This window comes from Rahnella sp. 1L-D-7-B-C2 (genome assembly GCF_057290995.1).
Genome location: NZ_JBXAVQ010000007.1, coordinates 1 through 20,892 on the forward strand (window position 1 = coordinate 1; position 20,892 = coordinate 20,892).

Sequence of the window (20,892 nt, forward strand, 5' to 3'; positions counted from 1 at the left end):
ACGCCCCCGACCGTCAAGGCCGAGGGCGGTTAAGATGTCAAAAACCCGCTATCCGGTGAATCCTCATGCCGCTCCGCTTAAGTGAACGGCATTGCGCCGAAGCGAGGTTATTACGTTTTTCGTGGGGGTCATCTACAGAAACGCCCATGATTTAGAGAAATTACGCCAAGTTCGGACAAAATGCAAGACTTATATCCAAAACAATCGATAAGATCCCCGATCATCCTATCTGCTTGTGATTCTGTGGAACACAGCATCAGCGTGGTTCTCTTCCTGTTCGCATTTGGTCACCAGCGACTCATACAGCGGTCGCCAGTTACGATTCCATGTCCTTTCATGCAGATCTGGCAGCAGCGCCGTAATCACTTTATAGGCCGTTGTGCCGGGTGTCCGTTTGAATCCCCTCCCCTTGCAGCGTTCGCAGGTCTTATCGACCGGTGCGCCGAGCAGGCTCGATTTCTCTAGGTCACGAACGCGGCCGGTACCATTACAGCGACAGCGGTGAGAAATTTCCCCTTTCCCATTACAGTGTTGACACAGTACATAAACACGCTGGTTCTCTACGACTGACGGAATTTTCTCTTCTCCATCAGCACCGACATAACCACTATAAGTGGTCACCTCGTGCACCTTTGAGATGAGTCCCTGACCTTGGCAATGTGGGCAATCGCTTGTGCTTCCCGCAGACTGGCAATACTCCGCGTAAGCCATCTTCGCGAGGATCACCATGCAATGCGCCATCCTGCGGCCAGCTGCTTTGCCCACGTGCTTACCGGAGTTCTTCATCGCGAAGACAGCAAGGCGCTCAATGGTGCGCAGCCCGTCTTCCTGACTGATGCCGTTTTTACCGAGGAAAGCCCCCATACCGAATTCAGCCTCTGCCTCTGCCATCCCCAGACAGGCGGCGAGATCTGGCCCCGTCAGAGAATCTGAGGCCGTTGCTGGCGGCACGTTGGTGAACGTTTGGGTTTTAGGGTTGAACTGTTTAAGTGCGTTTTCGAGTTTCATCAGTCGACCACCGGGAGGCTGTTTTTGATGCATTAATTATTGCATAAAACGCAATATAATTCGATTTCATTGCGTATATTGAAACACTAAAACAACCAGTAATTACGCCACTTCATACATGCCTATCAGGTTGAGATACACCTCATCACTGTCCGCATTCATGTCTTGAAAACGCGGATATTTCAGGTACCACTTAAGCACGTCCAGAGCTTCACCACGGGTAAGCGGTTTTATCGTTTCTAAAAGACCGTCAAGATAACGCTCCCGATCCCAAAGGTGGGTACCCTCATATAAGTTCTCATCTGGGTAGAGCTCTTTGTAAGCGCTGCTTCGCATCGAGTACAGCCAATCCCAATACAGGATCTCCCTTACGACATCACTTAAAGTGAATGGCTCGGGCAACACATCTGTAAAAACAAATTCACCCGGCCCTTTCTTCATATAATCGCAATAAATATCCTGATATTTACCGTATACCGCCTCAATACGCACCTCTGCTCCCACAGGTTCAAAAGCTGATTGAAGGCTGCCAAAAATCCCCCGGACTGAACCCGCTTTGATATATTGCTCCTTAGACGCATCAATATAATGCTGCGGGTTGTCCATCCACATAGTTGAAAATATGGCAGTCCACCCCGCACCACCCTGTTGCAGGTATCGGCTATAAGTCTCCTGCGCCTGCTTCGGTGTGATGGTCAGTTTTTTAAGCGCATCCTCTGCTGCGGCAATATGGGCAGGCTCGCCAGTCTTGATTACTTCCAGTACCCACAGATAAGCATCGGTTTGTTTGTCGCCAGTGACAGAACGCTGAGGCGGCAACGGTTTAGGGATCGCGAGGGCTGTACTGTATTTCTGTTCCGGAATAGTAAAGAGCACCCTGTGTTCAGGATTGTCCCGAAACAGCCCTGAACGGCGACAGGTCGTTTTTACCGTATTGACATTGATACCGGTGAGTTTAGAAATCGTTTTGTAGCCCTTCCCCTGACGCTTGAGGCGCAGGACTTCGTCTTTCTGCTCTTGAGTCATTTGCACACCCTGTATTCAGATGGTTAAAGGCGGCACTCAGGCCGCCATCTTAATTACGGACGCTTACCGCCGCTGCGTACCGTTCTGGCGCTAATAACGGAATCAGCCAGCACCTGATACCCGGTATTCAACTGACCATCACTACCAGTCCACTGGCTGATGTTCATCGAACCTGAAACGCTGATAAGGTCGCCTTTGCTGTGTTTTGCCAGGAAGTCAGCCTGCTTTCCGAAAGCAGTGACAGCCAGCCAGAAAGTTAACTGTCCGTCTTCCGCATCACGACACGGTAGCGCGACTGCCATTCGTCCGAGCGCCATCGATGAGCCACCGCTGGTTGTCTTGGTCTGGATATCTGCCACCAGTCGGCCATGTGCTGCAATATGTGCTGTCATCAGGGTTACTCCTCGGTATCATCTGGCATCATCAGAACCACAAAGCGCGGTTGCTTCCCGTCAATTCTGAGCGTCTTTTTGCTTATCCCCTTGGCAGGTTTATCCAGCATTCCGGCTTCAGCCAGCACCTGTGCAAAGGCAACGGGGTTAGCACCCGCAGCGATTTCGTCACGGAATACGGAGGGGAAGGTATGGAACACCAGAGTTTCAAGCCCTTCTCTTTCTTCCCTGTAACCGGCAAGGTCGCGGATCGGCAAATCACGCGGGTCAGTGTGGGGATGGGGTAAATAGCGGCTATAGCCAAACCGTTGCAGGAAAGACTCAGCCTGCTCTACCCATGCTTTATTCTCCCGGTTCCCCATACCAAACTCATTTACCCAGGCGTTGAAACTGTGTTGCAGAGCGTCACGACTCTCCTGCTCGCTCCATCCGGTGAGTCGCTGGGAAAGTAGTAATGCCCCCTCAAGAACTGCAAAACGTGAAGCGACGCGCCGCACCTGTTCGCTGGCTTCCTCCGGCAGCAGCCCCAACCACCGGCGCTCGGCAGCGCGGACAGTATCGACAGCATGCTTTTTCTGGCTCGCAAGTTGGTTGATCCACACCCGACCGACGGCGCCATAGTTCTGTTTGCACGCATCCCGCATCGCATCAGCGTGAGTTTTACCATCAGCGTAACCGTGATATTCCGTTGCTTTGGTGATGGGCACGTTCAGCAGCCGTACCAGCTGTCCCGCATTTATTTTGCCGCCATCTGCACGGATGTAGCTTTCCATATCGATTTCACCGGTACTGAACGCCATTGCCCGCCAGCGCTTAACATCACGATTTCCACCTTCTTTGGCACCCTGAATTTTCCCGACACCGTTAAACAGTGCATAGGCAGCATCGGCCACCGCACGACGGTTGCTGCCCTGCCCGATTTCATCCAGCGGCATAAACCCGTCATTGTGTGCCGCCGCTTCATTCACCAATCCAAGTGCAGTGGAGTACCACGTTAGTTTCAGCGCATCAGGCTCACCATAAACAGTGCTGGCCGCGTTGCCAGTCGTGGTTTTACCCGCTGATGAACCACCAAACAGGTGGACACCAAACCCATCAGCGCCAGCAATGCCAATCAGTGGTGCCGCCAGCGCACAGGCGATACCCAACATCATGGAAGGATTGCCCTGTGCGAGTTTCGCAACACTATCGCGCCAGCTATCCACCGTTCCTTTAACTGTGTAACCCCGCGCAGCGGCAGAACGCCCGTTGAACAGAACCGGTTTCTCAGGACATCCCAACACCTCACCGTCGGGCATGATATAAGCGCCGCACTGCCACCCGCTGGCGCTGGCAATTGCCCACATCTCACGCTTACCGCTGCGCTGTAAGTGGTCGGCAAGAATGGCCTTCAATCCGCTTTTAGAAGTAATGAGCATTCCACCAGCTTTGAGCTTGGCCCATCCTTCGCGCTCACCGATATCACGCAGCGGAATAGCCTCAGTCCGCTGCGTATTACTGCCCTCTGGCGTCCAGGCAAGAATGAGGTAACGCTCTGCATCATCTTCTCCGACTCCGACGACTTCCACGTAAGAGGAAAGCCACGCTTCTTTCTCGTTCACCTCGCCGCTGTCTTTATCCAGTTTCGGTTCAATCCAGTACAAACCACCGCGGCGACCATCGACATAAGGCTTAAGGTCATCTTTGGCTGTACGTTTTCCACCTTCGATGACGGTCAGCAATACTTTCTCGCTTCCACTCTCAGGCTGATACAGGCCGCTGATAAAAGACTGCTTGGCGGCTTCAAGCCCATGTTGTTGGCGATGATCATCCCAATCGGCTTTAATTTCACCCGGTGGCAAAGTCACCCAACCGTTGATTGCGAGAGCCGCCTTTTCTGCTGACAGTTTGCCGGTATTCACTTTCGGTTTACCCTGCTCATCAACCTCACCGGGCTCATGCCAGTCGTTATCCCCGGCAATAATGATCCGAGCTTCTGGGTATTTTTCACGGAACAACTGCGCGACCGGCAACAAATTACCGGCGTCAATCGATGCAACAAAAAGTGCATCCGGCATCAGCAATCCGGTCGTAGCGCTGGTGGCGTAACCTTCAGTGATCACCACCGATTCAACCTGCTCAGGAAGTGGCAAAGGTGCGACAAAAGAGCCTTTCTTTTTGGTTCCCGCCAGCAGCCTCTTTTCTCCCAACGGCTTGATGATCTGTGCACCTGTCACCATCCCATCCATTGAACGCAGCGGGATCACCATCGAGCCATCACTCAGCAGGGCATCGAAGGGGCTTGGAAGCCCCTTATTAGCGAGGTACTCTGACTCGCCGGGCGTACAGTCTTTAAGCAGTTTTGTCACTTTTGCAGTGACATCAATTGTCACCGTTTTAGTGACGATGGGCGCGGTTCGCATAGGTAAGGAAAGCACTTCAGCTACCATCGCCGTCGCTTCAGGTGCAGAACAGGTCTTCGCCTTTGTGATCAAATCCAAACCATCCCCGGCACCACACTGATTGCAGAAGTGCGTTCCCCGTCCTTCCTGGTCATCAAACCGGAACCGGTCTTTGCCGCCACAGGCCGGGCAAGGCCCATGAACACCCGCTGTTCGTGGTACATCGATACCTAATGACTCATAAATCTCTCTCCAGCGACCCGACGCTGAACGTATTACATCTCGGATAGTTAAGCTGGTTGTCATTAATACATCTCCAGTCCGAGAGAATTATTCTTTGGATCCTTCAACGCTATTTCGACTGCATTGCTCATAATGTCCGCCATGAACTCAATGCCCTCCTCCGTCAGCTTGCTGTTGTCCTTATTCGTCATGCTGGAATACGTAGAAGCCAGAAGTTCAATGCTGCTGGCCTGCCCATATTCTTTGTGGCACTGCACTTCAAAACAGTCCTTCAGGCAGCGGCACACGGCGTCAGCGCTCAGGTCACCGAGAATCACCTGTTTGCGTTTTACTATCACGGTGCACACGGGGTGTCCGCCGCTGCGACGCTTGCAGTACTCAACAAATGCACCGGCAATACGGTTACGATTTAATTCAAGAGAGTTATTCATATATGCTCCTTACCGAATTTTGGCCGAGGGGATCCCCCGACCAGAGTCGGTATTAAATTTTTGAACAGAGAAAATTAATATTTGGCGTTAGCGTTTCTTTTTCTGTTCGCGCTCCTTGATATTAAAATCTGCCTCTTCCGCATTAAACTTCAGTGCAGCCGTGATGCCAGGAACGTACATCAACATTTCACCGAGAGCGCATAAGTCAGAACGCGCCATATCGTCGCTGTAGTTCTTATTGTCACAAGCCCAGAATGCGATGTTGCCAATGGCACCCAAACCAGAAATCAAGCCTTCATAAGCCGCCTCTGAGTGCATACGGATGTTCTTCAGCGATGCGGTTTCTTCTTTTTGCATGTCGCTGCGGATTAAAATATTTTCGATATGGCTCATGCTTCACCTCCGAATAGCTTACGCAGATTGACACCGTACTCTGCCAGCCACGCTTCAGCGGGCCATGATTTGACACTTCCCCAACGTTCGTCGGCGACAAACTTGGCTTCCATGTTATTGGCACGGCACCATTTGCGCAGCGGAGCCCACTTATACTCAGTGCCGGTGGCATTGAGGACTGCGGTCACTGTCGCGTGTTTGGTGCTTTCACCGAGACGTTCCGAAAGGACATTGCACTTACGGGTTACGGCACCCAGCTTGCCCAATGCCTGAGCTTCGCGCTTGCGGCTAATCTGGCCTTTGGTACGTTCAGCATTATCGGCACGTTGCTTTTCAGCCAATCGTCCCTGCTCTGAGTCAATTGCCATCTGAAGGATCTCAAGACGGCTAAGGTCGGTAGGGGCTGGCAACGCGTCACGATTAGTGAAATAAAACTCACTCAGGTCATTGAAGTAATCCCATGCCTGATCGGTTTCCAGCATCTTAGAGTGATTGGCGGCACCACGCTCAGTCCAAAGGGTAAGGGAACGCGTCTTCGGGGAAATTTGTGCGTCGCTAAAAGATACGCGCAAATCATTAAGCTCATCTCCTTCAATCTGGAAGTAGTGCTTACCCTCAACAAAGCGGGATTTATTGCGATTAAAGTTTTGGCGGATCCGGTCTACCGTTGTGCCATATCCGGCTGCCAATTGTTCATTGGTCACCACACGTTGACCGCGATACTCAATAACCTGCAAGTCTTTGGCGTTCACGAGTGCCAGCTCAGTTTTCTTAGCCATTAGTAACCTCCCCGTCTTCCAACATATCTGCCAAGTCTTTGGCTCGTTCTGCGGCAACCGACAGTAAAGCCTCAATCCAGTGATTGGTGCTGCTATCGTTGTTGATTGCTAGCTGGTGCGCACATGCCAACAGTTCAGCGGTCATGATTGCGTAGAGCTGAGGATCCGTTGGGACGTCGTAAGTTTTACGCTCCATTTTTCCAGCAGCTCGTTTTGCAGAAAGATTACGCATTGGCTGGCTCTCCTTTTGCAAAGTCATGGGCATCGTTGGCTTTTTTAATGACGACCAGCGCCAGTTCCATCAACTCGATACCCAGCGCATGAGTTTCATCGTGACCAACCAGGAACATGGCTGTGTCCAGATAAGACGAGATGCGATTCATGTTATCCAAGAGATCGAGATGCAAAGGTGCTAAAGGCGTTTTGGTTTTAGACATTGCACACCCCCTGTGCAGACAGGCGAGCGGACAGAGAGAGAATGAAGAACGGTGCAAGAACCCGGCGAGCATCGTGCTCAGTTGGTGCTTCAACCGAAATACGGCAAGGTTTTGCGCACATATCTGAGCGATTTAGGGCAAGAAAGCGCCAGAGGTATTTTTTCTCGGGGCGAGTTTGGGTACTATGTTGTAATGCCATAGTGTAAGTCTCCGTTACATTGTGGATAGACGTCCCATTGGTGTTGGTAGCACCTTGGGACGTTGTTACTTCAGACCTTGAGACAACCAAGGTGTAAGACACACGGTAAGATAAAGGTGTCTTACACGTCAAGCTTTTATTCAAATATATTTGCGTGTATATTGTCTTACACCAAAGGTCAAAAGGTGTAGATATGGCAACCGGTCCCAAGAATACAAAATCACAATCCGTAACTGCGCGAATAGCACATGAAATTATTAATGACATGGAGCTAGTGAAAACTCCTGGTGAAAGCACGGGGCAATTTATTTCGTTGGCAATGTTAGGCGAGATCAAGCGCAGGCAGCGCAAGAAAGCCAAGGAATCGCCAGAGGACTGACCTACGAAATTTTTGTAGGTTGAAATATGAACTACGATACTTTCGTAGTTGCATGAGTAAACACCCCAAAGGGTCGGATTCGCAGTCCGGCCCTTTTCATTCGCTGAACCTAAACAATGTTTATGTTCGGTCAAACCTGAGTAATGGTAATGTTCAGATGAACCGGAATAGTTTTCCGGTTTAACCAAACCCGAATACTGTTCGTGTTCGTGTTCATCCTCATCTGCATTGCAGGTTTTCGAAGAAACCAACGGGTTAGCTGATTCCGGCGATTCACCGGAATTAAACAAAATCATCCAGTTAGCCAATTCTCGCGTTTCGCGATAATCAAAAATAGGTCTGTTCGCTGAACACCCGAAGCTGATTTGTGCGTCAGGATTACTGACTCGCAACTGACCCGATATTGCCGGGGATGTAGTCGTCGGCATCATGCCACCACCTCTACGCGCAAACCTTTAGCGGTGAAGCCCTGGACACGGACACCATCGATACGATGACGTTTCTTTGTCAGAAAACGAACATGGTCGTCGTAAACGTACAGCCATTTTCCATCAACAACGAGACGCTTAAATGCTTTGCGCGGTTTGTTTGAGGTCTGGACAAATACGTGGGAAGCCTTATGCTCTGCGGGTTCTTCTGGACACACCCCCTTGTCATTACCCGTAATTCGGTAAAGCCAGAAGCTATCTTTTTTTCCGGTCAACTTACGGGTGCGGACCGGGACATAACCCGCTTTACGCATTGCAACACCAAACTCTGCATCGTTCTGATAAAATTGTCGGCGCACTTCGGCTGGGATGGATACTGCAAAACTTAGCCTGGTGGTGTATTCCGTCCACTGACAAACTAAGTCCCACGGCAGCCCGTTAACACTTCCCGACGTTTTATCTTTGCCAGATACCCCCGCATCATGATCAGCCTGATGCACCGATACGCCAGAACCCAACCACACCAGCCCACTACCATTGTGACGCAGCCCGAGATCGGTGAGTGTGCAGGTACATTTATTAATGGCCGTCCAGTCGCCGGAAATAACATGCCGGCGGGTATTCAGAATATCTTCCGGACTGATTTTGGACTGAGCTTGCCCGCCCACAGTTAAGTGGTTAATTTTCAGTTTCATTGGTTATTCTCCGTTTAAGCTTTTTTTAGCTGTCGCGACGGCATCGAAATGATGAATGAACCGAGCCGCAAACTCTCGCAAGTAATGAACACCCGGTATTTATCAGGCGACATCCTTGCGGGATTCTGCAATACGTTGATTGATCCATTCGTCAATTTCGCTTTCAACGAAGGCAATGGATCGGGTACCAATCTTGATGGATTTGGGAAATTTCTCCTGAGACATAAGCCGATAGATCCACGCCTTACTGTAACCAGTACGGCGTAATACTTCCGATAATCGAATTAAAGACTGGGTCATTTATCACCTCATATTTATGAATTTTTGGCATAAAAAAAGCCCGACCGATTTGGAAGGGCTTTTTTTTCAGATTTTATATACAGCAAAACCCACAGCATGAAATCATGTGCGGTTTATGGTAATTAATTTATATTTTGGAAAAGACACTTGGAAGCATGTGATAACTGCTGTGGGGCGATCACTTTGGTTTTTCACCAAACACCTTCTCGGCATAGGGTGATATATCAAATTGTGTAAAGATGGGAACTAAAATGGCTGGTAGGGACGAAACATCCCATATCATAATTTTATAGAGCTACATAATCATCGTCAGCCCATGCGAGCTGCAATTTTTAGCACTGGGTGAATCACCCGACTTTTAGTTACGTGAAAGTTCTCGTCCAGACGTTCGGATATGGAAAGTAATCCGAATAAAAATCGCATTTCGGCGATTGCTCCTGAGTTCAGAGAGCTTCCAGTAATTTTAAAGAGCTACTCGCTTTGCAGCGACGTAGGGCAAATGCCCGTTATTTAAAGAACAATGTACTTTTCAGCGCTCGATTGCTGACACTTTTCAGTGAAGTTGTCTTAAAGAACAAAAAATCTACTAATGCTCACTTTAGATCACTACTGGTTACTCGTCCAGTGTTTTTGAGTTTTTTGCAAAAAATTTAATTTAAGCAACTTAAAAGAAAACGCCAGATTTACATTGATCACAGTAAGGTCGGTTCAAACGGCCTAAAGCCGGTTCAGGGTCGGTTCAATATCTCACTAAAATCTCTTATAAATCATTCAAATAAAATATTGAACCTACTGAACCAACTGAACCTACCTACTTTTCTCTCATGTGAAGGAATTCCGTGTTAGAGAATCCGTTCTTCTGGCTAGTTGCCCTACGAACGTTCTAAGGTATCCATGTTATCGGCATACCATTGCAACATCTCTCTTCGAGCCTCAAGGTACTGCGCGTGGTTATAGGTTCCCCTGATGCTGTTCTTATCGACGTGAGCGAGCTGTAGTTCGATCCAAGCTGTGTTGTAGCCTTGCTCGTGAAGAATTGTGCTCATGGTGTGACGGAAGCCGTGACCAGTAGCTTTACCACGATAGCCAATACGCTTAATAACCTGATTAATACTTGCCTCACTCATTGGCTTCAGGCTGTCATTGCGACCAGGGAAAACTAATTTAAACCGCCCGGTGATGTCTTGAATTTCTAGCAGGAGTTCTTTTACTTGTTTCGAAAGCGGAACCAGATGCGGGCGCTTCATCTTCATTCTGGATGCGGGTACTTCCCAGGTATCGTTATGGAGATCGAACTCAGCCCATTCGGCAGCACGTAACTCAATGGTACGAACGCCGGTTAGTAAAAGCAGCTTTGTTGCTCTTAATGTAATTTGGCTACCGGAATATTGATTCAGCGATCGGAGAAACTCAGGAAGCTCTGAGGATAATAGATGGGGGTAGTGCTGATGTTTCTGAACTGCCAATGCACCAGCAAGATCACCAGCAGGGTTATTTTCTGCCCTGCCAGTCACAATGGCATATCTGAAGGTCTGACTGCATGCCTGACGGATCTTGCGCATTTTGTCTAAAACGCCACGCTTTTCTAATTTTCGCAGCGCCTCAAGAATTTCAAGCGGCTTAATTTCAGCAACAGGACGCTTTCCGACATACGGAAAAATATCGTTCTCGAAGGACTCCATGAGATCCTCAGAGTAACCTTTAGACCAGTTCGGTTTTTTATAGGCGTGCCATTCTCTGGCTAAGGCTTCAAAGGTATTTTCAACGCTAACCTTTCTCGACTGCTTCTCAGCCTGTTTTTCCTGCCCCGGATCACCGCCGGCAGCTAAGGTTCGTTTAGCCTCATCACGTTTTGACCTCGCAGCAGCGAGTGGAACGTCTGGATAAACTCCAATGGAAAGCAGTTTCTCCTTTCCGTTTATCCGGTATTTCAGGCGCCAATAGCGTGATCCATTAGTATTGACCAAGAGGTAGAGGCCACCGCCATCACTGAGCTTGTAGGGTTTATCTTTAGGCTTGGCAGTATCGACCTGACGGGCGTTGAGTTTCAATTGGGGGTATCTCACATCATTGAACCTGAGGATACCCCCATTTATACCCCCATTTGCATGTTGATTTCAATGGATGGCAATAGACGTTGAGATAATGGGATATGGCTGAAAGCCTTGATACTAGAGGGATTAGTGGGCTTTGGGAGACGTTAAAATAAGTAAGGGTGGTACGCCCTACAGGGCTCGAACCTGTGACCTACGGCTTAGAAGGCCGTTGCTCTATCCAACTGAGCTAAGGGCGCATTGTTGTCCCGATTCGGGAGCGTTGCGGGTTCGGATTATACGGGCAGACCGGGTTGAGTCAATGGCTTTCGAACTCTCTGCTTAATACCTGAACAATTTGGCGTTCTTCCCGGCCTGCCCTGCCGCACAATGTGGGGCGCTTACCTTATTTCTCTGACTTCAGCGCCGCAGTAATCACGCGTGCCGACGCATGGTAGGCCACGCCTTCGTAGGCGGTCAGTTCCGGTTGCAGGGTCTGCACGATGCCGTACTTGCCGATTACCGCAGGTTGGCCGATATAGACGTTCAGCCCTTCATCCCATGCCGAAACCGGATACACGCTGTGCGCATCGGACAAAATCGCGTCCACCAGACGTGCCGTCGCTGTAGCGATGCCGAAGCTGGTCCAGCCTTTGCCTTGCAGAATTTCCCAACCGCCGCCGCGCACGGCGTCATTCATTTTCGCCCAGTCGACGTCACGGCTGCCCGCCACCTCGGCAACCGGACGTCCGCCGAGCGTGACGGTGCTCCACGCGACAAACTGGGATTCGCCGTGTTCGCCCATCACGTAGCCGGTGACGCTTTTCGGGTCGATATCGAAAAACTCACCGACGACGCGTTTCATGCGCGCAGTGTCGAGCGACGTGCCGGTGCCGAAGACCTGCGAATGCAGGAAACCGCTGGTCTGCTGAATAATCTGAGTGATGACGTCGCACGGATTGGTGATGTTGACGATAACGCCACCAAAACCGCTGCCGATCACGCGGGGAATGATGTCCCGCACGGCGGCGCGGGTCTCGGCCAGCTCTTCGAGGCGGTCTTCACGGAGTAACGTTTTTGGGCCAACGGCAATCACCAGCACACTGGCGTCGTGCAGCTCGCTGTAATCATTGGTGATTACCTTAACGCGTGAGGCAGTCAGCGACGCCATGTCGCGCAACTCCAGCGCCTGACTGGCGGCTTTCTTTTCGTCTTCATCCAGCAGAACAATCACGTCGCACAAACCCTGTGTGACCAAAGAAAATGCAACATCTGCGCCCACGTGGCCTGCGCCGATAATCCCCACTTTGCGTGTCATTGTTTCCTTTCCTTATGATTTAAAAAGCCCTGTTTCTAAAATAGACACTTTTAAAGAGACTGTCTCAGTGAATCTTCGGGAAAGTTATTCGCATTCAACGCCTGACAGCGCCCGCCGCTTCTGACAAAATAGGCGCATCCCCTGCATTTATTAATTGATGGATTTACTCCCTGATGGCAGCAAAGATTATTGACGGTAAAACGATTGCGCAGCAAGTCAGAAACGAAGTTGCAGCGCGTGTTCAACAACGACTGGCGGAAGGAAAACGCGCCCCTGGCCTGGCCGTGGTGCTGGTGGGTGAAAATCCTGCGTCACAGATTTATGTCGCCAGCAAACGCCGCTCGTGCGAAGAAGTCGGGTTTATCTCCCGCTCGTATGATTTGCCTGCCACCACCACGGAAGGCGAACTGCTCAAACTCATCGACCAGCTAAACAATGACGGCGAAATCGACGGCATTTTGGTACAGCTTCCGCTGCCAGCAGGTATCGATAACATCAAGGTTTTGGAAAGCATTCATCCGGATAAAGACGTCGACGGGTTCCATCCGTATAACGTCGGCCGCCTGTGTCAGCGTGCGCCTACCCTGCGTCCTTGCACACCGCGTGGCATCGTCACCCTGCTCGAACGCTATGGCATTGATACCTTCGGGCTGAATGCCGTGGTGATTGGCGCATCCAATATTGTGGGCCGTCCGATGAGCATGGAACTGCTGCTGGCCGGTTGTACGACGACCGTGACGCACCGCTTCACCAAAAATCTGCGTCATCACGTCGAAAATGCCGATCTGGTCGTGGTAGCCGTCGGTAAACCAGGCTTTATTCCGGGTGAATGGATTAAACCGGGCGCGATTGTCATTGATGTCGGTATTAACCGTCTGGAAAGTGGTAAAGTTGTCGGCGATGTGGAATATGATGCCGCCGCTGAGCGCGCTTCCTTTATCACACCGGTGCCGGGCGGAGTTGGCCCGATGACGGTCGCGACGCTGATTCAGAATACCTTGCAGGCGTGTGAGGAATATCACGACATCAGCGCCACTAAGTCTTAATTCATTCGTACCAAACAAAGTCAGGAATACATGGAAACTTTTTTTCTCGAAAAGCACCCGCACGTTGAACTCTGCGACCTGCTCAAATTTATGGGCTGGTGTGACAGCGGCGGTAGTGCGAAATCCGTCATTAGCGAAGGCCAGGTAAAGGTCAACGGTAAAGTTGAAACCCGCAGACGCTGCAAAATTGTAGCCGATCAGCAGGTCGAATTTGCCAGCAACACGGTCGTCGTTAAAGCGTCTGCTGAATAATATTCACCGCGCTTTAAGATAGAAAAGAAAATGCCCTGAAAGCGTCATGCTTGCAGGGCATTTTTGTGATGTAAAGAAAGTTACGGATTCTGAGTCACCCACAGCACCGGCCATTCACCGCCACTGCTGTAGCCGTCGCAGGCCGGTTCCGATGCGAACGCCGCCAGCCTGAACGCTTTACCGTCAAACACCCAGCGCGAAGATACGCCGCAGTCGCCAATCCCGCGCCCTTTATCGTATGTCGACAGCATGCCGGTTTTTGGGTCGAAATCTGCGTTAATCAGCTCGGGTGATTGTTCGTCGTCGCCCAGCCTGAAAGGCATATTGAGCGTCAGGTTCTCCATTTTGTAAGGAGCCTGTCGTGACACCATGAACCCTAATGCGAACAGGTTGTAGGCCCCCATATCGCAGTTAACGGTCATCAGCGCTTTATCATTGCTGAGGGCGAAAATATGCACTTCGCGTTCGGAAGGATCGAGGCTGCAATCGTTGTTCTCGATGGTGGTCGCGGCATTTTGCGTGATGGCGGAGATCTCCGTCTCGGAGAGCGCGTGCGGTTCGCTAAAACGCGGCAGCACCAGCGCTGCCGGGGCTGGCGGCACGGTGCTCACCGGCTTATTGCCGCGGTTCGCCCAGGCGGTTTTAGTGCCGACGCGGCCCTGTCGATCATCAATGACCAGCAAAGCGGCTTTCAGGCCTTTGAGCGAAATCATTGGCCTGACCGGTTGTGCGGGATCGGCTTTGCCAGCCAGCTGAATGCTGCTGCCTTCGCGAATTTCGGCGATAAAGTCGTTGACCACCAGACGGTTACTGGTGGAAAGGCGTTTTTTACTGACATCCCATTCGCGGTGATTAAAACTCAGCGTTTTACCGTTCATCTGTAACCGGTTAGCGATGGGCGCGTCGGTACTCTGCTCATCGCTGTTGCGCTGGTAATCAATACTGATTGTCGATTTGCCTTCCGGCCCGGCTTCGCGGGTGAGCTTCATCACCAGCTCCTGTCCGTCCTGGCTGTTGCGCGCGGTACAGTGATTAAGGTTGTCGCAACTTACCTGCCAGTCGTTATACATGGCCTGCATCGGTTCGGCCTGCGTGCGAAAAGTCAGCATTGCGGCCAGCAGGCATAAAGGGGCGGTTATCCATCTGCTCATTATGAGGTTCAGCTCTTCTCGAAGTTATCTTTTTGATAATAGCGTAACCTCTGCGGGGAGACTGCTAACAAAGCAGCATTTTTTTATTCGATTTTAGAAAGAGATACCTTGCCAGACTGGTTTTTGAGTCACGAAAAATTTTTAACATTAACGAAATCACGTCATGGTGGCGTAACAAAACTTTCAGTACACTGGCTTTCGCACGCCGTTGCCTATAACAAAAAATAATGGCGTAAAGGATGATGTTCATTTCTCCGGGAGAAACAGATGAAGTTGTGGATTTGGTTGATAGCCCTGCTGGCCCTGCCTGCGCTGGCCGAAGAGCCGCCGGTGGTCTACTCCGGCACGCTGGGTAAAACCGCTATTGTCGTCGAGCTGGATTTAAATAAACCTGATGAAGTCACGGGTCGCTACTTTTATCAGAAATACCGTCTGGATCTGCCGTTAAACGGCGCACTCGACGGTCAGGAACTCAAACTTCAGGAAGGGCTGGATGATTTTGACGACACGCCGCGCCCTGAGCTTTCACTGACCAAAGACGAAAAAGGTGGCTGGCAAGGGAGCTGGACCAATCCGCAGGGCAAAACGCTGCCGGTGAAACTTCAACCAGCGCAAATCCCCGCCTCACCGGCGGATGATGCCTGGCTGACCACCCTCGCCCACACCGAGCCTTATGAGTTTTTACGCCTTTCCGGGTTGCAGCTGACTGCCGGTAAAAGCGAAAACTTCATGGGCTATCAGTTGCAATGGTGGACTGAGCCGAAATCCAAAATCACGCTGTTTGAAATTGCTTCCGGTTATCCGGAACCAGCGCTGCACGCGATCAACCAAAAGCTGCGCGCCCGCCTGTTGCAGGAAGTCAGCGGCTGGCATGCCTGTATGCTTGGCGCCAGCCGGTTCGGCAAAGGTGAATATATGCAGACCGTGACGCCGAAATTCCTGAGCAATGACGTGGTCAGTATCAGCATTTTTACATCCTACGACTGCGGCGGTGCGCATCCTGATTTCGGCGAAGCGCCGGTGAATATGAATGCGAAAACGGCTGAATCGCTGACGCTGGAAGATGTGGTCTGGGTCGGCGAAGGTACGCCGTTCCATTATCTCAATGCCGAAGACGGCGTCTCTACCGGCAAAAATGATGTGGATTTTGATACGTTCTCCGAGTACCGCGACAAGAAATGGGCACCGTGGCTGGTGAAACAGCTGACCGAAGCCTATCCGCAGGAAATGAAGAAACCGACCGAGGAGAGTGATGACGATTGTGATTACTCTCAGCCGGAGATCTGGCAGTTCCCGGCATGGTATTTCACGCCAAAGGGGCTGTATTTTGATCCGTCATTCGCCCGGGTTCAGCGTTCGTGTGAAGGGCCGGAGTGGTCGGTTCTGCCCTGGTCAGCCATCAAAAGTCATGCTGTCAGCACGCCGGTTGCAGCGGCTCAGTAAACGTTAATCCAGCTCAAAATACCAAAGGCACCCGCGGGTGCCTTTTTCATTCATCACGTTGCCGTTTCAAAAACGGTTACGCCATCCAGCCCTGAATTTGCGCATACTGCAACAGCATGATGGTTTTGCCGTCTTTGATGCGGCCATCTTTGATCATCTCAAGCGCCTCGGCGAACGGTACTTCCAGAACATCAATATCTTCGTCCTCTACCCCGCCGCCGGCGTTCTGACGCTGCGACTCATCGTACTGCGCCGCGAAGAAGTGAACGATCTCAGTGACGCTGCCCGGTGACATGTAAGCCTCAAACAGCTTATCGACTTTACCCACCGCAAAACCGGTCTCTTCGATTGCCTCTTTGCGGATGCAGTCTTCCGGCGAATCGTTATCCAGCAGACCGGCGCAGGTTTCCAGCAGCATGCCGGTGGCATTGCCGTTGACATAGGTCGGCATACGGAACTGTTTGATCAGCAGGACGGTTTTTTTGATTTTGCTGTAGAGCAGGATCGTAGCGCCGTTGCCCCGGTCATACACTTCGCGGGTTTGCGGCTGGCGTTCGCCATTGCGCTTGATTAAATCGTAAGAGAATTTACGCAGAACGTACCAGTTGTCGGACAACAGCTCGCTTTGGACGTTTTCGATCTTTGATGACTTGTCAGATAAACAATCGTCTTGAGATGACATTCAATGCCCCCGCTCAGAAGTGGTGAGAGAAGCCCGTCATCTTAGCCGGATTATTCTCCCCCTGCTATCTTCATCCTTGCGAAATCGCCTTAAGAAGTTGTTCACGATGGCGTGCAATCCACTGCCTGTCGAGCGGCCCCCAGCTGGAAAGCTGATAGTAGCCGTCATTGTTGCGGATACCCTGCTGCACAAAATCGAGTTCGACGCCCATGCCCGGCAGCGCTTTAAGCACGTCCTGTAAGGTCCGGCGTGGCCAGCCGGTGATTTCCATCAACTTCGGCACATTAGGTTTTTGTTCATTTTCCAGCAACCAGCAAAGATACAGACGGCGGGCAAACACCGAATTCAAATTCATCAAACGTACTCCGGTCATGTTATTTGGAAAGGATCACACCAAGCGTAGAAGATTTTAAGCAACATAACCCCGTGTCAGGAGTGGGTTTTTTACATTATCTCCTTTATTTCTCCACGTTTTATTCAATGTGAGCAGGTAAAGTGCTTGGACGTAGAACTACACTCTAACACTCGCTCCGTCCTCTTTGGACAGTACTGCCGCTGGGAAACGCTTCTCAGTGGATTTTTTTGTCAGATTACTGACGTTCTGTTTGTTTGCTGATGTTCTTCACTCCCGCCTGAGTGATAACGAGGTTCTTGACGCATGGCCAATTTTTTCATCGATCGCCCGATTTTTGCCTGGGTTTTAGCGATCATCCTTTCCTTATCCGGCGCACTGGCTATTTACTTTTTGCCGGTCGAACAATATCCCGATCTGGCTCCGCCCAATGTCCGCATCTCTGCGACTTACCCCGGTGCATCAGCACAAACTTTAGAAAATACCGTCACGCAGATTATCGAGCAGAACATGACCGGCCTCGACAATCTGATGTACATGTCTTCGCAAAGCAGTAACGATGGCAAATCACAAATCACCCTGAGTTTTACCGCCGGGACAGACCCGAACGAAGCGCTGCAACAGGTACAGAATCAGCTGCAACAGGCGCTGAAGCGTTTGCCGCAGGATGTTCAAACTCAAGGCGTAACGGTGTCCAAAACCGGTGATACCAACCTGATGATGGTGGCGTTCGTCTCCACCGACGGCAGTATGGATAAGCAAGATATCGCCGACTATGTGGCCTCAAACATTCAGGATCCGCTGAGCCGCGTGGACGGCGTCGGCAGCATCGATGCCTATGGTTCACAATACGCGATGCGCATCTGGCTCGATCCGGACAAGCTGAATAACTATCAGCTGACCACTGCCGACGTAGTAGCGGCCATCAAAGCTCAAAACAGTCAGGTGGCGGTCGGCCAGCTCGGCGGTGCGCCTTCAGTGGATTTTCAGGCACTGAACGCCACCATCAACGCCCAGTCCCAGCTACAAACGCCGGAGCAGTTTCGCCAGATCACGCTGAAAGTGAATCAGGATGGTTCGCAGGTGAAACTCGGCGACGTGTCCGAAATTGGTCTGGGTGCGGAAAACTACAGTCTGCTCAGCCGTTACAACGGTCAGGCGGCATCCGGTATGGGCGTGAAACTGGCGTCAGGTGCTAACGAACTGCAAACCGATAAAGCCGTGCGCGCCCGTCTTGAGGAACTTTCTCACTACTTCCCTCACGGCCTGAAAGCGGAAGTCGCTTATGAAACCACACCGTTCGTTAAAGCGGCAATCACCGACGTGGTGAAAACGCTGTTTGAAGCGATCGTGCTGGTGTTCTTAGTGATGTACCTGTTCCTGCAAAATTTCCGCGCGACGCTGATCCCGACTATCGCAGTGCCAGTGGTGCTGCTCGGGACCTTCGCCGTGCTGCATCAGTTCGGCTACAGCATCAACACGTTAACCATGTTTGCCATGGTGCTGGCGATCGGGCTGCTGGTGGATGATGCCATCGTAGTGGTGGAGAACGTCGAGCGCGTGATGAGCGAGGAAGGGCTCAGCCCCAGAGACGCCACACGTAAATCGATGGGGCAAATTCAGAGTGCGCTGGTGGGGATCACCATGGTGTTGTCGGCAGTCTTTGTGCCGATGGCCTTCTTCGGCGGTACCACCGGCGCGATTTACCGTCAGTTCTCGATCACCATCGTCTCAGCAATGGTGCTTTCAGTGTTCGTCGCGCTGACGCTGACCCCGGCGTTATGCTCCACCATTCTCAAACCTATTGTACAGGGCCATCATCACGGCAAACGCGGGTTCTTTGGCTGGTTCAACCGCATGTTTGACCGCAACGCCCGTCGCTACGAAAACGGCGTGGCGGGTATCCTGAGAAACAGCGTGCGCTGGATGCTCGGTTATGCGCTGCTGGTCGGAGCGCTGGCGTTCATGTTTATCAAATTACCGACCTCATTCCTGCCGCTGGAAGACCGCGGCGTGTTTACCGTTCAGATCCAGTTGCCGCCGGGTTCAACGTTGCAGCAGACGCAGAAAGTGGTCGAGAAAGTCGAAAAATACTTTCTTAATACCGACAAGAAAGATGTGCTGTCGGTGTTCTCCACCATCGGTGCCGGGCCTGGCGGAAACGGGCAGAACGTGGCCCGTATGTTCGTACGTCTGACCCCTTGGGATGACCGCACCGGCGCGGGCGACTCCTCGTTCGCCCTGATTGAGCAGGCCACTAAAGAGTTTAATAAGATTACCGAAGCCCGCGTGATCGCCAGCAGCCCGCCGGCCATCAACGGGCTTGGCAGTGCCACCGGTTTCGATATGGAATTACAGGATCACGCAGGGCTGGGCCATGCCGCGCTGATGTCTGCCCGCGATCAGCTGCTGGAGATGACCGCCAAAGACAGCAGTCTGACCCGCGTGCGTCACAACGGGCTGGATGACAGCCCGCAGTTGCAAATCGACATCGATCAGGTCAAAGCACAAGCGCTGGGCGTGGCTGTCTCTGATATCAACAGCACGCTGAGCACCGCGTGGGGGTCTTCCTATGTCAATGACTTCGTCGATCGCGGCCGCGTTAAAAAAGTGTACGTTCAGGCCGGGGCGAAATTCCGCATGTTGCCGGATGATATTAACCGCTGGTATGTCCGAAACTCTGCCGGAACCATGGTGCCGTTCTCCGCGTTCGCCACGTCGTACTGGCTGACCGGATCGCCGCGTCTGGAGCGTTACAACGGCTACTCGGCACTGGAAATTGTCGGTGAACCGGCCGAGGGCGTCAGCAGCGGTACGGCAATGGACAATATGGAAAAACTGGTGGCGAAGCTGCCGGTGGGGATTGGCCTCGAATGGACCGGTCTGTCATATCAGGAACGTTTGTCCGGTTCGCAGGCTCCGGCGCTGTATGCAATTTCCCTGCTGGTGGTGTTCCTGTGTCTGGCGGCGCTGTATGAGAGCTGGTCGATTCCTTTCTCCGTCATGCTGGTGGTGCCGCTCGGCGTGCTCGGTGCAGTGATCGCCACATGGATGCGCGGGCTGGAAAACGACGTGTATTTCCAGGTCGGGATGCTGACCATCATCGGGCTGTCGGCGAAGAACGCCATTCTGATCGTCGAATTTGCCAATGATCTGAACGTCAGAGGTAAGGAGTTGCTGGCGGCTACGCTGGAGGCCTCGAGAATGCGCCTCCGTCCTATCCTGATGACCTCGCTGGCGTTTATCTTCGGCGTGTTACCGATGGCGACCAGCACCGGCGCAGGTTCCGGCAGCCAGCATGCAGTGGGAACCGGCGTTATCGGCGGGATGATTTCTGCAACCGTACTCGCCGTCTTCTTCGTGCCGCTGTTCTTCGTGCTGATCCGCCGCCGTTTTCCGGGAAAATCCGGTGAACCGCTGATTGCCGACATCGTAGAAACAGCACCCGTCGACGCGAAATAACGGCGAAAAAAGCCCACAAAAAAGGCGTTAATGTGAATTAACGCCTTTTTTATTAGTGATTT

General features: G+C 51.7%; 22 protein-coding genes and 1 tRNA gene. 5 read left to right on the forward strand and 18 right to left on the reverse strand.

The features are described 5' to 3' along the window. Positions 1 to 225: 225 nt before the first annotated feature. From AC0Z7K_RS13255 to AC0Z7K_RS13300, 10 genes are all read right to left on the reverse strand, one after another. Positions 226 to 1,008, reverse strand: a complete 783-nt coding sequence (locus AC0Z7K_RS13255; RefSeq protein WP_485614795.1) for an antitermination protein Q — start codon at positions 1,006 to 1,008, stop codon at positions 226 to 228. Between the two features lie 102 nt (positions 1,009 to 1,110). Beyond that, a complete protein-coding gene (locus tag AC0Z7K_RS13260) occupies positions 1,111 to 2,034 on the reverse strand; it encodes a hypothetical protein (RefSeq protein WP_485614798.1) in 924 nt (307 codons plus the stop codon). A gap of 53 nt (positions 2,035 to 2,087) precedes the next feature. Then, the gene (locus AC0Z7K_RS13265; protein ID WP_485614800.1) at positions 2,088 to 2,426 is read right to left on the reverse strand and encodes a single-stranded DNA-binding protein; all 339 of its coding nucleotides are present in this window, start codon (positions 2,424 to 2,426) and stop codon (positions 2,088 to 2,090) included. A gap of 5 nt (positions 2,427 to 2,431) precedes the next feature. Then, on the reverse strand, positions 2,432 to 5,113 hold the full coding sequence (locus tag AC0Z7K_RS13270) for a DUF927 domain-containing protein (protein WP_485614802.1): 2,682 nt from the start codon (positions 5,111 to 5,113) through the stop codon (positions 2,432 to 2,434). Continuing rightward, entirely contained in the window at positions 5,113 to 5,481 is a 369-nt protein-coding gene (locus AC0Z7K_RS13275) for a hypothetical protein (RefSeq protein ID WP_485614804.1), read from the reverse strand. Before AC0Z7K_RS13275 ends, AC0Z7K_RS13270 begins: the two co-directional genes overlap by 1 nt. Before the next feature lie 87 nt (positions 5,482 to 5,568). Next, complete coding sequence (locus AC0Z7K_RS13280; protein ID WP_485614806.1) at positions 5,569 to 5,874, reverse strand: hypothetical protein; 306 nt, start codon at positions 5,872 to 5,874, stop codon at positions 5,569 to 5,571. Further along, on the reverse strand, positions 5,871 to 6,653 hold the full coding sequence (locus AC0Z7K_RS13285) for an ORF6N domain-containing protein (protein ID WP_485614808.1): 783 nt from the start codon (positions 6,651 to 6,653) through the stop codon (positions 5,871 to 5,873). Before AC0Z7K_RS13285 ends, AC0Z7K_RS13280 begins: the two co-directional genes overlap by 4 nt. After that, positions 6,646 to 6,885 carry a hypothetical protein gene (locus tag AC0Z7K_RS13290; protein ID WP_213051198.1) on the reverse strand — a complete coding sequence of 80 codons (240 nt, stop codon included), beginning with the start codon at positions 6,883 to 6,885 and terminating at the stop codon, positions 6,646 to 6,648. Before AC0Z7K_RS13290 ends, AC0Z7K_RS13285 begins: the two co-directional genes overlap by 8 nt. Then, entirely contained in the window at positions 6,878 to 7,090 is a 213-nt protein-coding gene (locus AC0Z7K_RS13295; protein WP_213051199.1) for a hypothetical protein, read from the reverse strand. Before AC0Z7K_RS13295 ends, AC0Z7K_RS13290 begins: the two co-directional genes overlap by 8 nt. After that, positions 7,083 to 7,556: a host cell division inhibitor Icd-like protein gene (locus AC0Z7K_RS13300; protein ID WP_485614811.1), complete on the reverse strand. Its 474-nt coding sequence runs from the start codon at positions 7,554 to 7,556 to the stop codon at positions 7,083 to 7,085. Before AC0Z7K_RS13300 ends, AC0Z7K_RS13295 begins: the two co-directional genes overlap by 8 nt. Between AC0Z7K_RS13300 and AC0Z7K_RS13305 the strand changes: the two genes are divergently transcribed. Beyond that, positions 7,483 to 7,668, forward strand: a complete 186-nt coding sequence (locus tag AC0Z7K_RS13305; protein WP_485614813.1) for a YlcI/YnfO family protein — start codon at positions 7,483 to 7,485, stop codon at positions 7,666 to 7,668. The two genes, AC0Z7K_RS13300 and AC0Z7K_RS13305, sit on opposite strands and share 74 nt — an antisense overlap. 427 nt (positions 7,669 to 8,095) lie before the next feature. Here the strand turns inward: AC0Z7K_RS13305 and AC0Z7K_RS13310 are convergent, their stop codons facing one another. From AC0Z7K_RS13310 to AC0Z7K_RS13330, 5 genes are all read right to left on the reverse strand, one after another. Further along, the gene (locus AC0Z7K_RS13310) at positions 8,096 to 8,791 is read right to left on the reverse strand and encodes a hypothetical protein (RefSeq protein ID WP_485614816.1); all 696 of its coding nucleotides are present in this window, start codon (positions 8,789 to 8,791) and stop codon (positions 8,096 to 8,098) included. A gap of 102 nt (positions 8,792 to 8,893) precedes the next feature. Next, positions 8,894 to 9,091, reverse strand: coding sequence for a helix-turn-helix transcriptional regulator (locus AC0Z7K_RS13315; protein WP_485614818.1), 198 nt, complete (start codon positions 9,089 to 9,091; stop codon positions 8,894 to 8,896). An 872-nt stretch (positions 9,092 to 9,963) separates the two neighbouring features. Further along, positions 9,964 to 11,142, reverse strand: a complete 1,179-nt coding sequence (locus tag AC0Z7K_RS13320; protein ID WP_485614820.1) for a tyrosine-type recombinase/integrase — start codon at positions 11,140 to 11,142, stop codon at positions 9,964 to 9,966. A 165-nt stretch (positions 11,143 to 11,307) separates the two neighbouring features. Next, positions 11,308 to 11,384 (reverse strand) — tRNA-Arg (locus AC0Z7K_RS13325). A gap of 146 nt (positions 11,385 to 11,530) precedes the next feature. After that, on the reverse strand, positions 11,531 to 12,442 hold the full coding sequence (locus AC0Z7K_RS13330) for an L-lactate dehydrogenase (RefSeq protein ID WP_485614823.1): 912 nt from the start codon (positions 12,440 to 12,442) through the stop codon (positions 11,531 to 11,533). 173 nt (positions 12,443 to 12,615) lie between these two features. Here AC0Z7K_RS13330 and folD point away from each other — a divergent pair, with 173 nt between their 5' ends. Next, on the forward strand, positions 12,616 to 13,488 hold the full coding sequence (gene folD / locus AC0Z7K_RS13335) for a bifunctional methylenetetrahydrofolate dehydrogenase/methenyltetrahydrofolate cyclohydrolase FolD (RefSeq protein WP_112164342.1): 873 nt from the start codon (positions 12,616 to 12,618) through the stop codon (positions 13,486 to 13,488). A 30-nt stretch (positions 13,489 to 13,518) separates the two neighbouring features. Continuing rightward, complete coding sequence (ybcJ, locus tag AC0Z7K_RS13340) at positions 13,519 to 13,740, forward strand: ribosome-associated protein YbcJ (RefSeq protein ID WP_112164341.1); 222 nt, start codon at positions 13,519 to 13,521, stop codon at positions 13,738 to 13,740. 80 nt (positions 13,741 to 13,820) lie between these two features. Here ybcJ and AC0Z7K_RS13345 read toward each other — a convergent pair whose 3' ends face one another. Next, the gene (locus AC0Z7K_RS13345) at positions 13,821 to 14,891 is read right to left on the reverse strand and encodes a DUF1176 domain-containing protein (protein WP_413528183.1); all 1,071 of its coding nucleotides are present in this window, start codon (positions 14,889 to 14,891) and stop codon (positions 13,821 to 13,823) included. Between the two features lie 267 nt (positions 14,892 to 15,158). On the opposite strand from AC0Z7K_RS13345, the gene AC0Z7K_RS13350 reads away from it, so the two are divergent. Further along, complete coding sequence (locus AC0Z7K_RS13350; protein ID WP_485614826.1) at positions 15,159 to 16,334, forward strand: hypothetical protein; 1,176 nt, start codon at positions 15,159 to 15,161, stop codon at positions 16,332 to 16,334. A 76-nt stretch (positions 16,335 to 16,410) separates the two neighbouring features. Here AC0Z7K_RS13350 and nudK read toward each other — a convergent pair whose 3' ends face one another. Next, on the reverse strand, positions 16,411 to 17,016 hold the full coding sequence (gene nudK / locus AC0Z7K_RS13355; protein ID WP_413528181.1) for a GDP-mannose pyrophosphatase NudK: 606 nt from the start codon (positions 17,014 to 17,016) through the stop codon (positions 16,411 to 16,413). Between the two features lie 70 nt (positions 17,017 to 17,086). After that, positions 17,087 to 17,371, reverse strand: a complete 285-nt coding sequence (locus AC0Z7K_RS13360; RefSeq protein ID WP_485614828.1) for a winged helix-turn-helix domain-containing protein — start codon at positions 17,369 to 17,371, stop codon at positions 17,087 to 17,089. Between the two features lie 303 nt (positions 17,372 to 17,674). Here AC0Z7K_RS13360 and acrD point away from each other — a divergent pair, with 303 nt between their 5' ends. Beyond that, positions 17,675 to 20,830, forward strand: coding sequence for a multidrug efflux RND transporter permease AcrD (gene acrD / locus AC0Z7K_RS13365; RefSeq protein WP_485614830.1), 3,156 nt, complete (start codon positions 17,675 to 17,677; stop codon positions 20,828 to 20,830). The last annotated feature ends 62 nt before the right edge of the window (positions 20,831 to 20,892 follow it).

What these genes read in the sequence shown, in the direction of transcription:
- AC0Z7K_RS13255 (WP_485614795.1), bottom strand. Translation starts at nt 1,008, where the DNA reads ATGAAACTCGAAAACGCACTTAAACAGTTCAACCCTAAAACCCAAACG.
- AC0Z7K_RS13260 (WP_485614798.1), bottom strand. Translation starts at nt 2,034, where the DNA reads ATGACTCAAGAGCAGAAAGACGAAGTCCTGCGCCTCAAGCGTCAGGGG.
- AC0Z7K_RS13265 (WP_485614800.1), bottom strand. Translation starts at nt 2,426, where the DNA reads ATGACAGCACATATTGCAGCACATGGCCGACTGGTGGCAGATATCCAG.
- AC0Z7K_RS13270 (WP_485614802.1), bottom strand. Translation starts at nt 5,113, where the DNA reads ATGACAACCAGCTTAACTATCCGAGATGTAATACGTTCAGCGTCGGGT.
- AC0Z7K_RS13275 (WP_485614804.1), bottom strand. Translation starts at nt 5,481, where the DNA reads ATGAATAACTCTCTTGAATTAAATCGTAACCGTATTGCCGGTGCATTT.
- AC0Z7K_RS13280 (WP_485614806.1), bottom strand. Translation starts at nt 5,874, where the DNA reads ATGAGCCATATCGAAAATATTTTAATCCGCAGCGACATGCAAAAAGAA.
- AC0Z7K_RS13285 (WP_485614808.1), bottom strand. Translation starts at nt 6,653, where the DNA reads ATGGCTAAGAAAACTGAGCTGGCACTCGTGAACGCCAAAGACTTGCAG.
- AC0Z7K_RS13290 (WP_213051198.1), bottom strand. Translation starts at nt 6,885, where the DNA reads ATGCGTAATCTTTCTGCAAAACGAGCTGCTGGAAAAATGGAGCGTAAA.
- AC0Z7K_RS13295 (WP_213051199.1), bottom strand. Translation starts at nt 7,090, where the DNA reads ATGTCTAAAACCAAAACGCCTTTAGCACCTTTGCATCTCGATCTCTTG.
- AC0Z7K_RS13305 (WP_485614813.1), top strand. Translation starts at nt 7,483, where the DNA reads ATGGCAACCGGTCCCAAGAATACAAAATCACAATCCGTAACTGCGCGA.
- AC0Z7K_RS13300 (WP_485614811.1), bottom strand. Translation starts at nt 7,556, where the DNA reads ATGTCATTAATAATTTCATGTGCTATTCGCGCAGTTACGGATTGTGAT.
- AC0Z7K_RS13310 (WP_485614816.1), bottom strand. Translation starts at nt 8,791, where the DNA reads ATGAAACTGAAAATTAACCACTTAACTGTGGGCGGGCAAGCTCAGTCC.
- AC0Z7K_RS13315 (WP_485614818.1), bottom strand. Translation starts at nt 9,091, where the DNA reads ATGACCCAGTCTTTAATTCGATTATCGGAAGTATTACGCCGTACTGGT.
- AC0Z7K_RS13330 (WP_485614823.1), bottom strand. Translation starts at nt 12,442, where the DNA reads ATGACACGCAAAGTGGGGATTATCGGCGCAGGCCACGTGGGCGCAGAT.
- folD (WP_112164342.1), top strand. Translation starts at nt 12,616, where the DNA reads ATGGCAGCAAAGATTATTGACGGTAAAACGATTGCGCAGCAAGTCAGA.
- ybcJ (WP_112164341.1), top strand. Translation starts at nt 13,519, where the DNA reads ATGGAAACTTTTTTTCTCGAAAAGCACCCGCACGTTGAACTCTGCGAC.
- AC0Z7K_RS13345 (WP_413528183.1), bottom strand. Translation starts at nt 14,891, where the DNA reads ATGAGCAGATGGATAACCGCCCCTTTATGCCTGCTGGCCGCAATGCTG.
- AC0Z7K_RS13350 (WP_485614826.1), top strand. Translation starts at nt 15,159, where the DNA reads ATGAAGTTGTGGATTTGGTTGATAGCCCTGCTGGCCCTGCCTGCGCTG.
- nudK (WP_413528181.1), bottom strand. Translation starts at nt 17,016, where the DNA reads ATGTCATCTCAAGACGATTGTTTATCTGACAAGTCATCAAAGATCGAA.
- AC0Z7K_RS13360 (WP_485614828.1), bottom strand. Translation starts at nt 17,371, where the DNA reads ATGAATTTGAATTCGGTGTTTGCCCGCCGTCTGTATCTTTGCTGGTTG.
- acrD (WP_485614830.1), top strand. Translation starts at nt 17,675, where the DNA reads ATGGCCAATTTTTTCATCGATCGCCCGATTTTTGCCTGGGTTTTAGCG.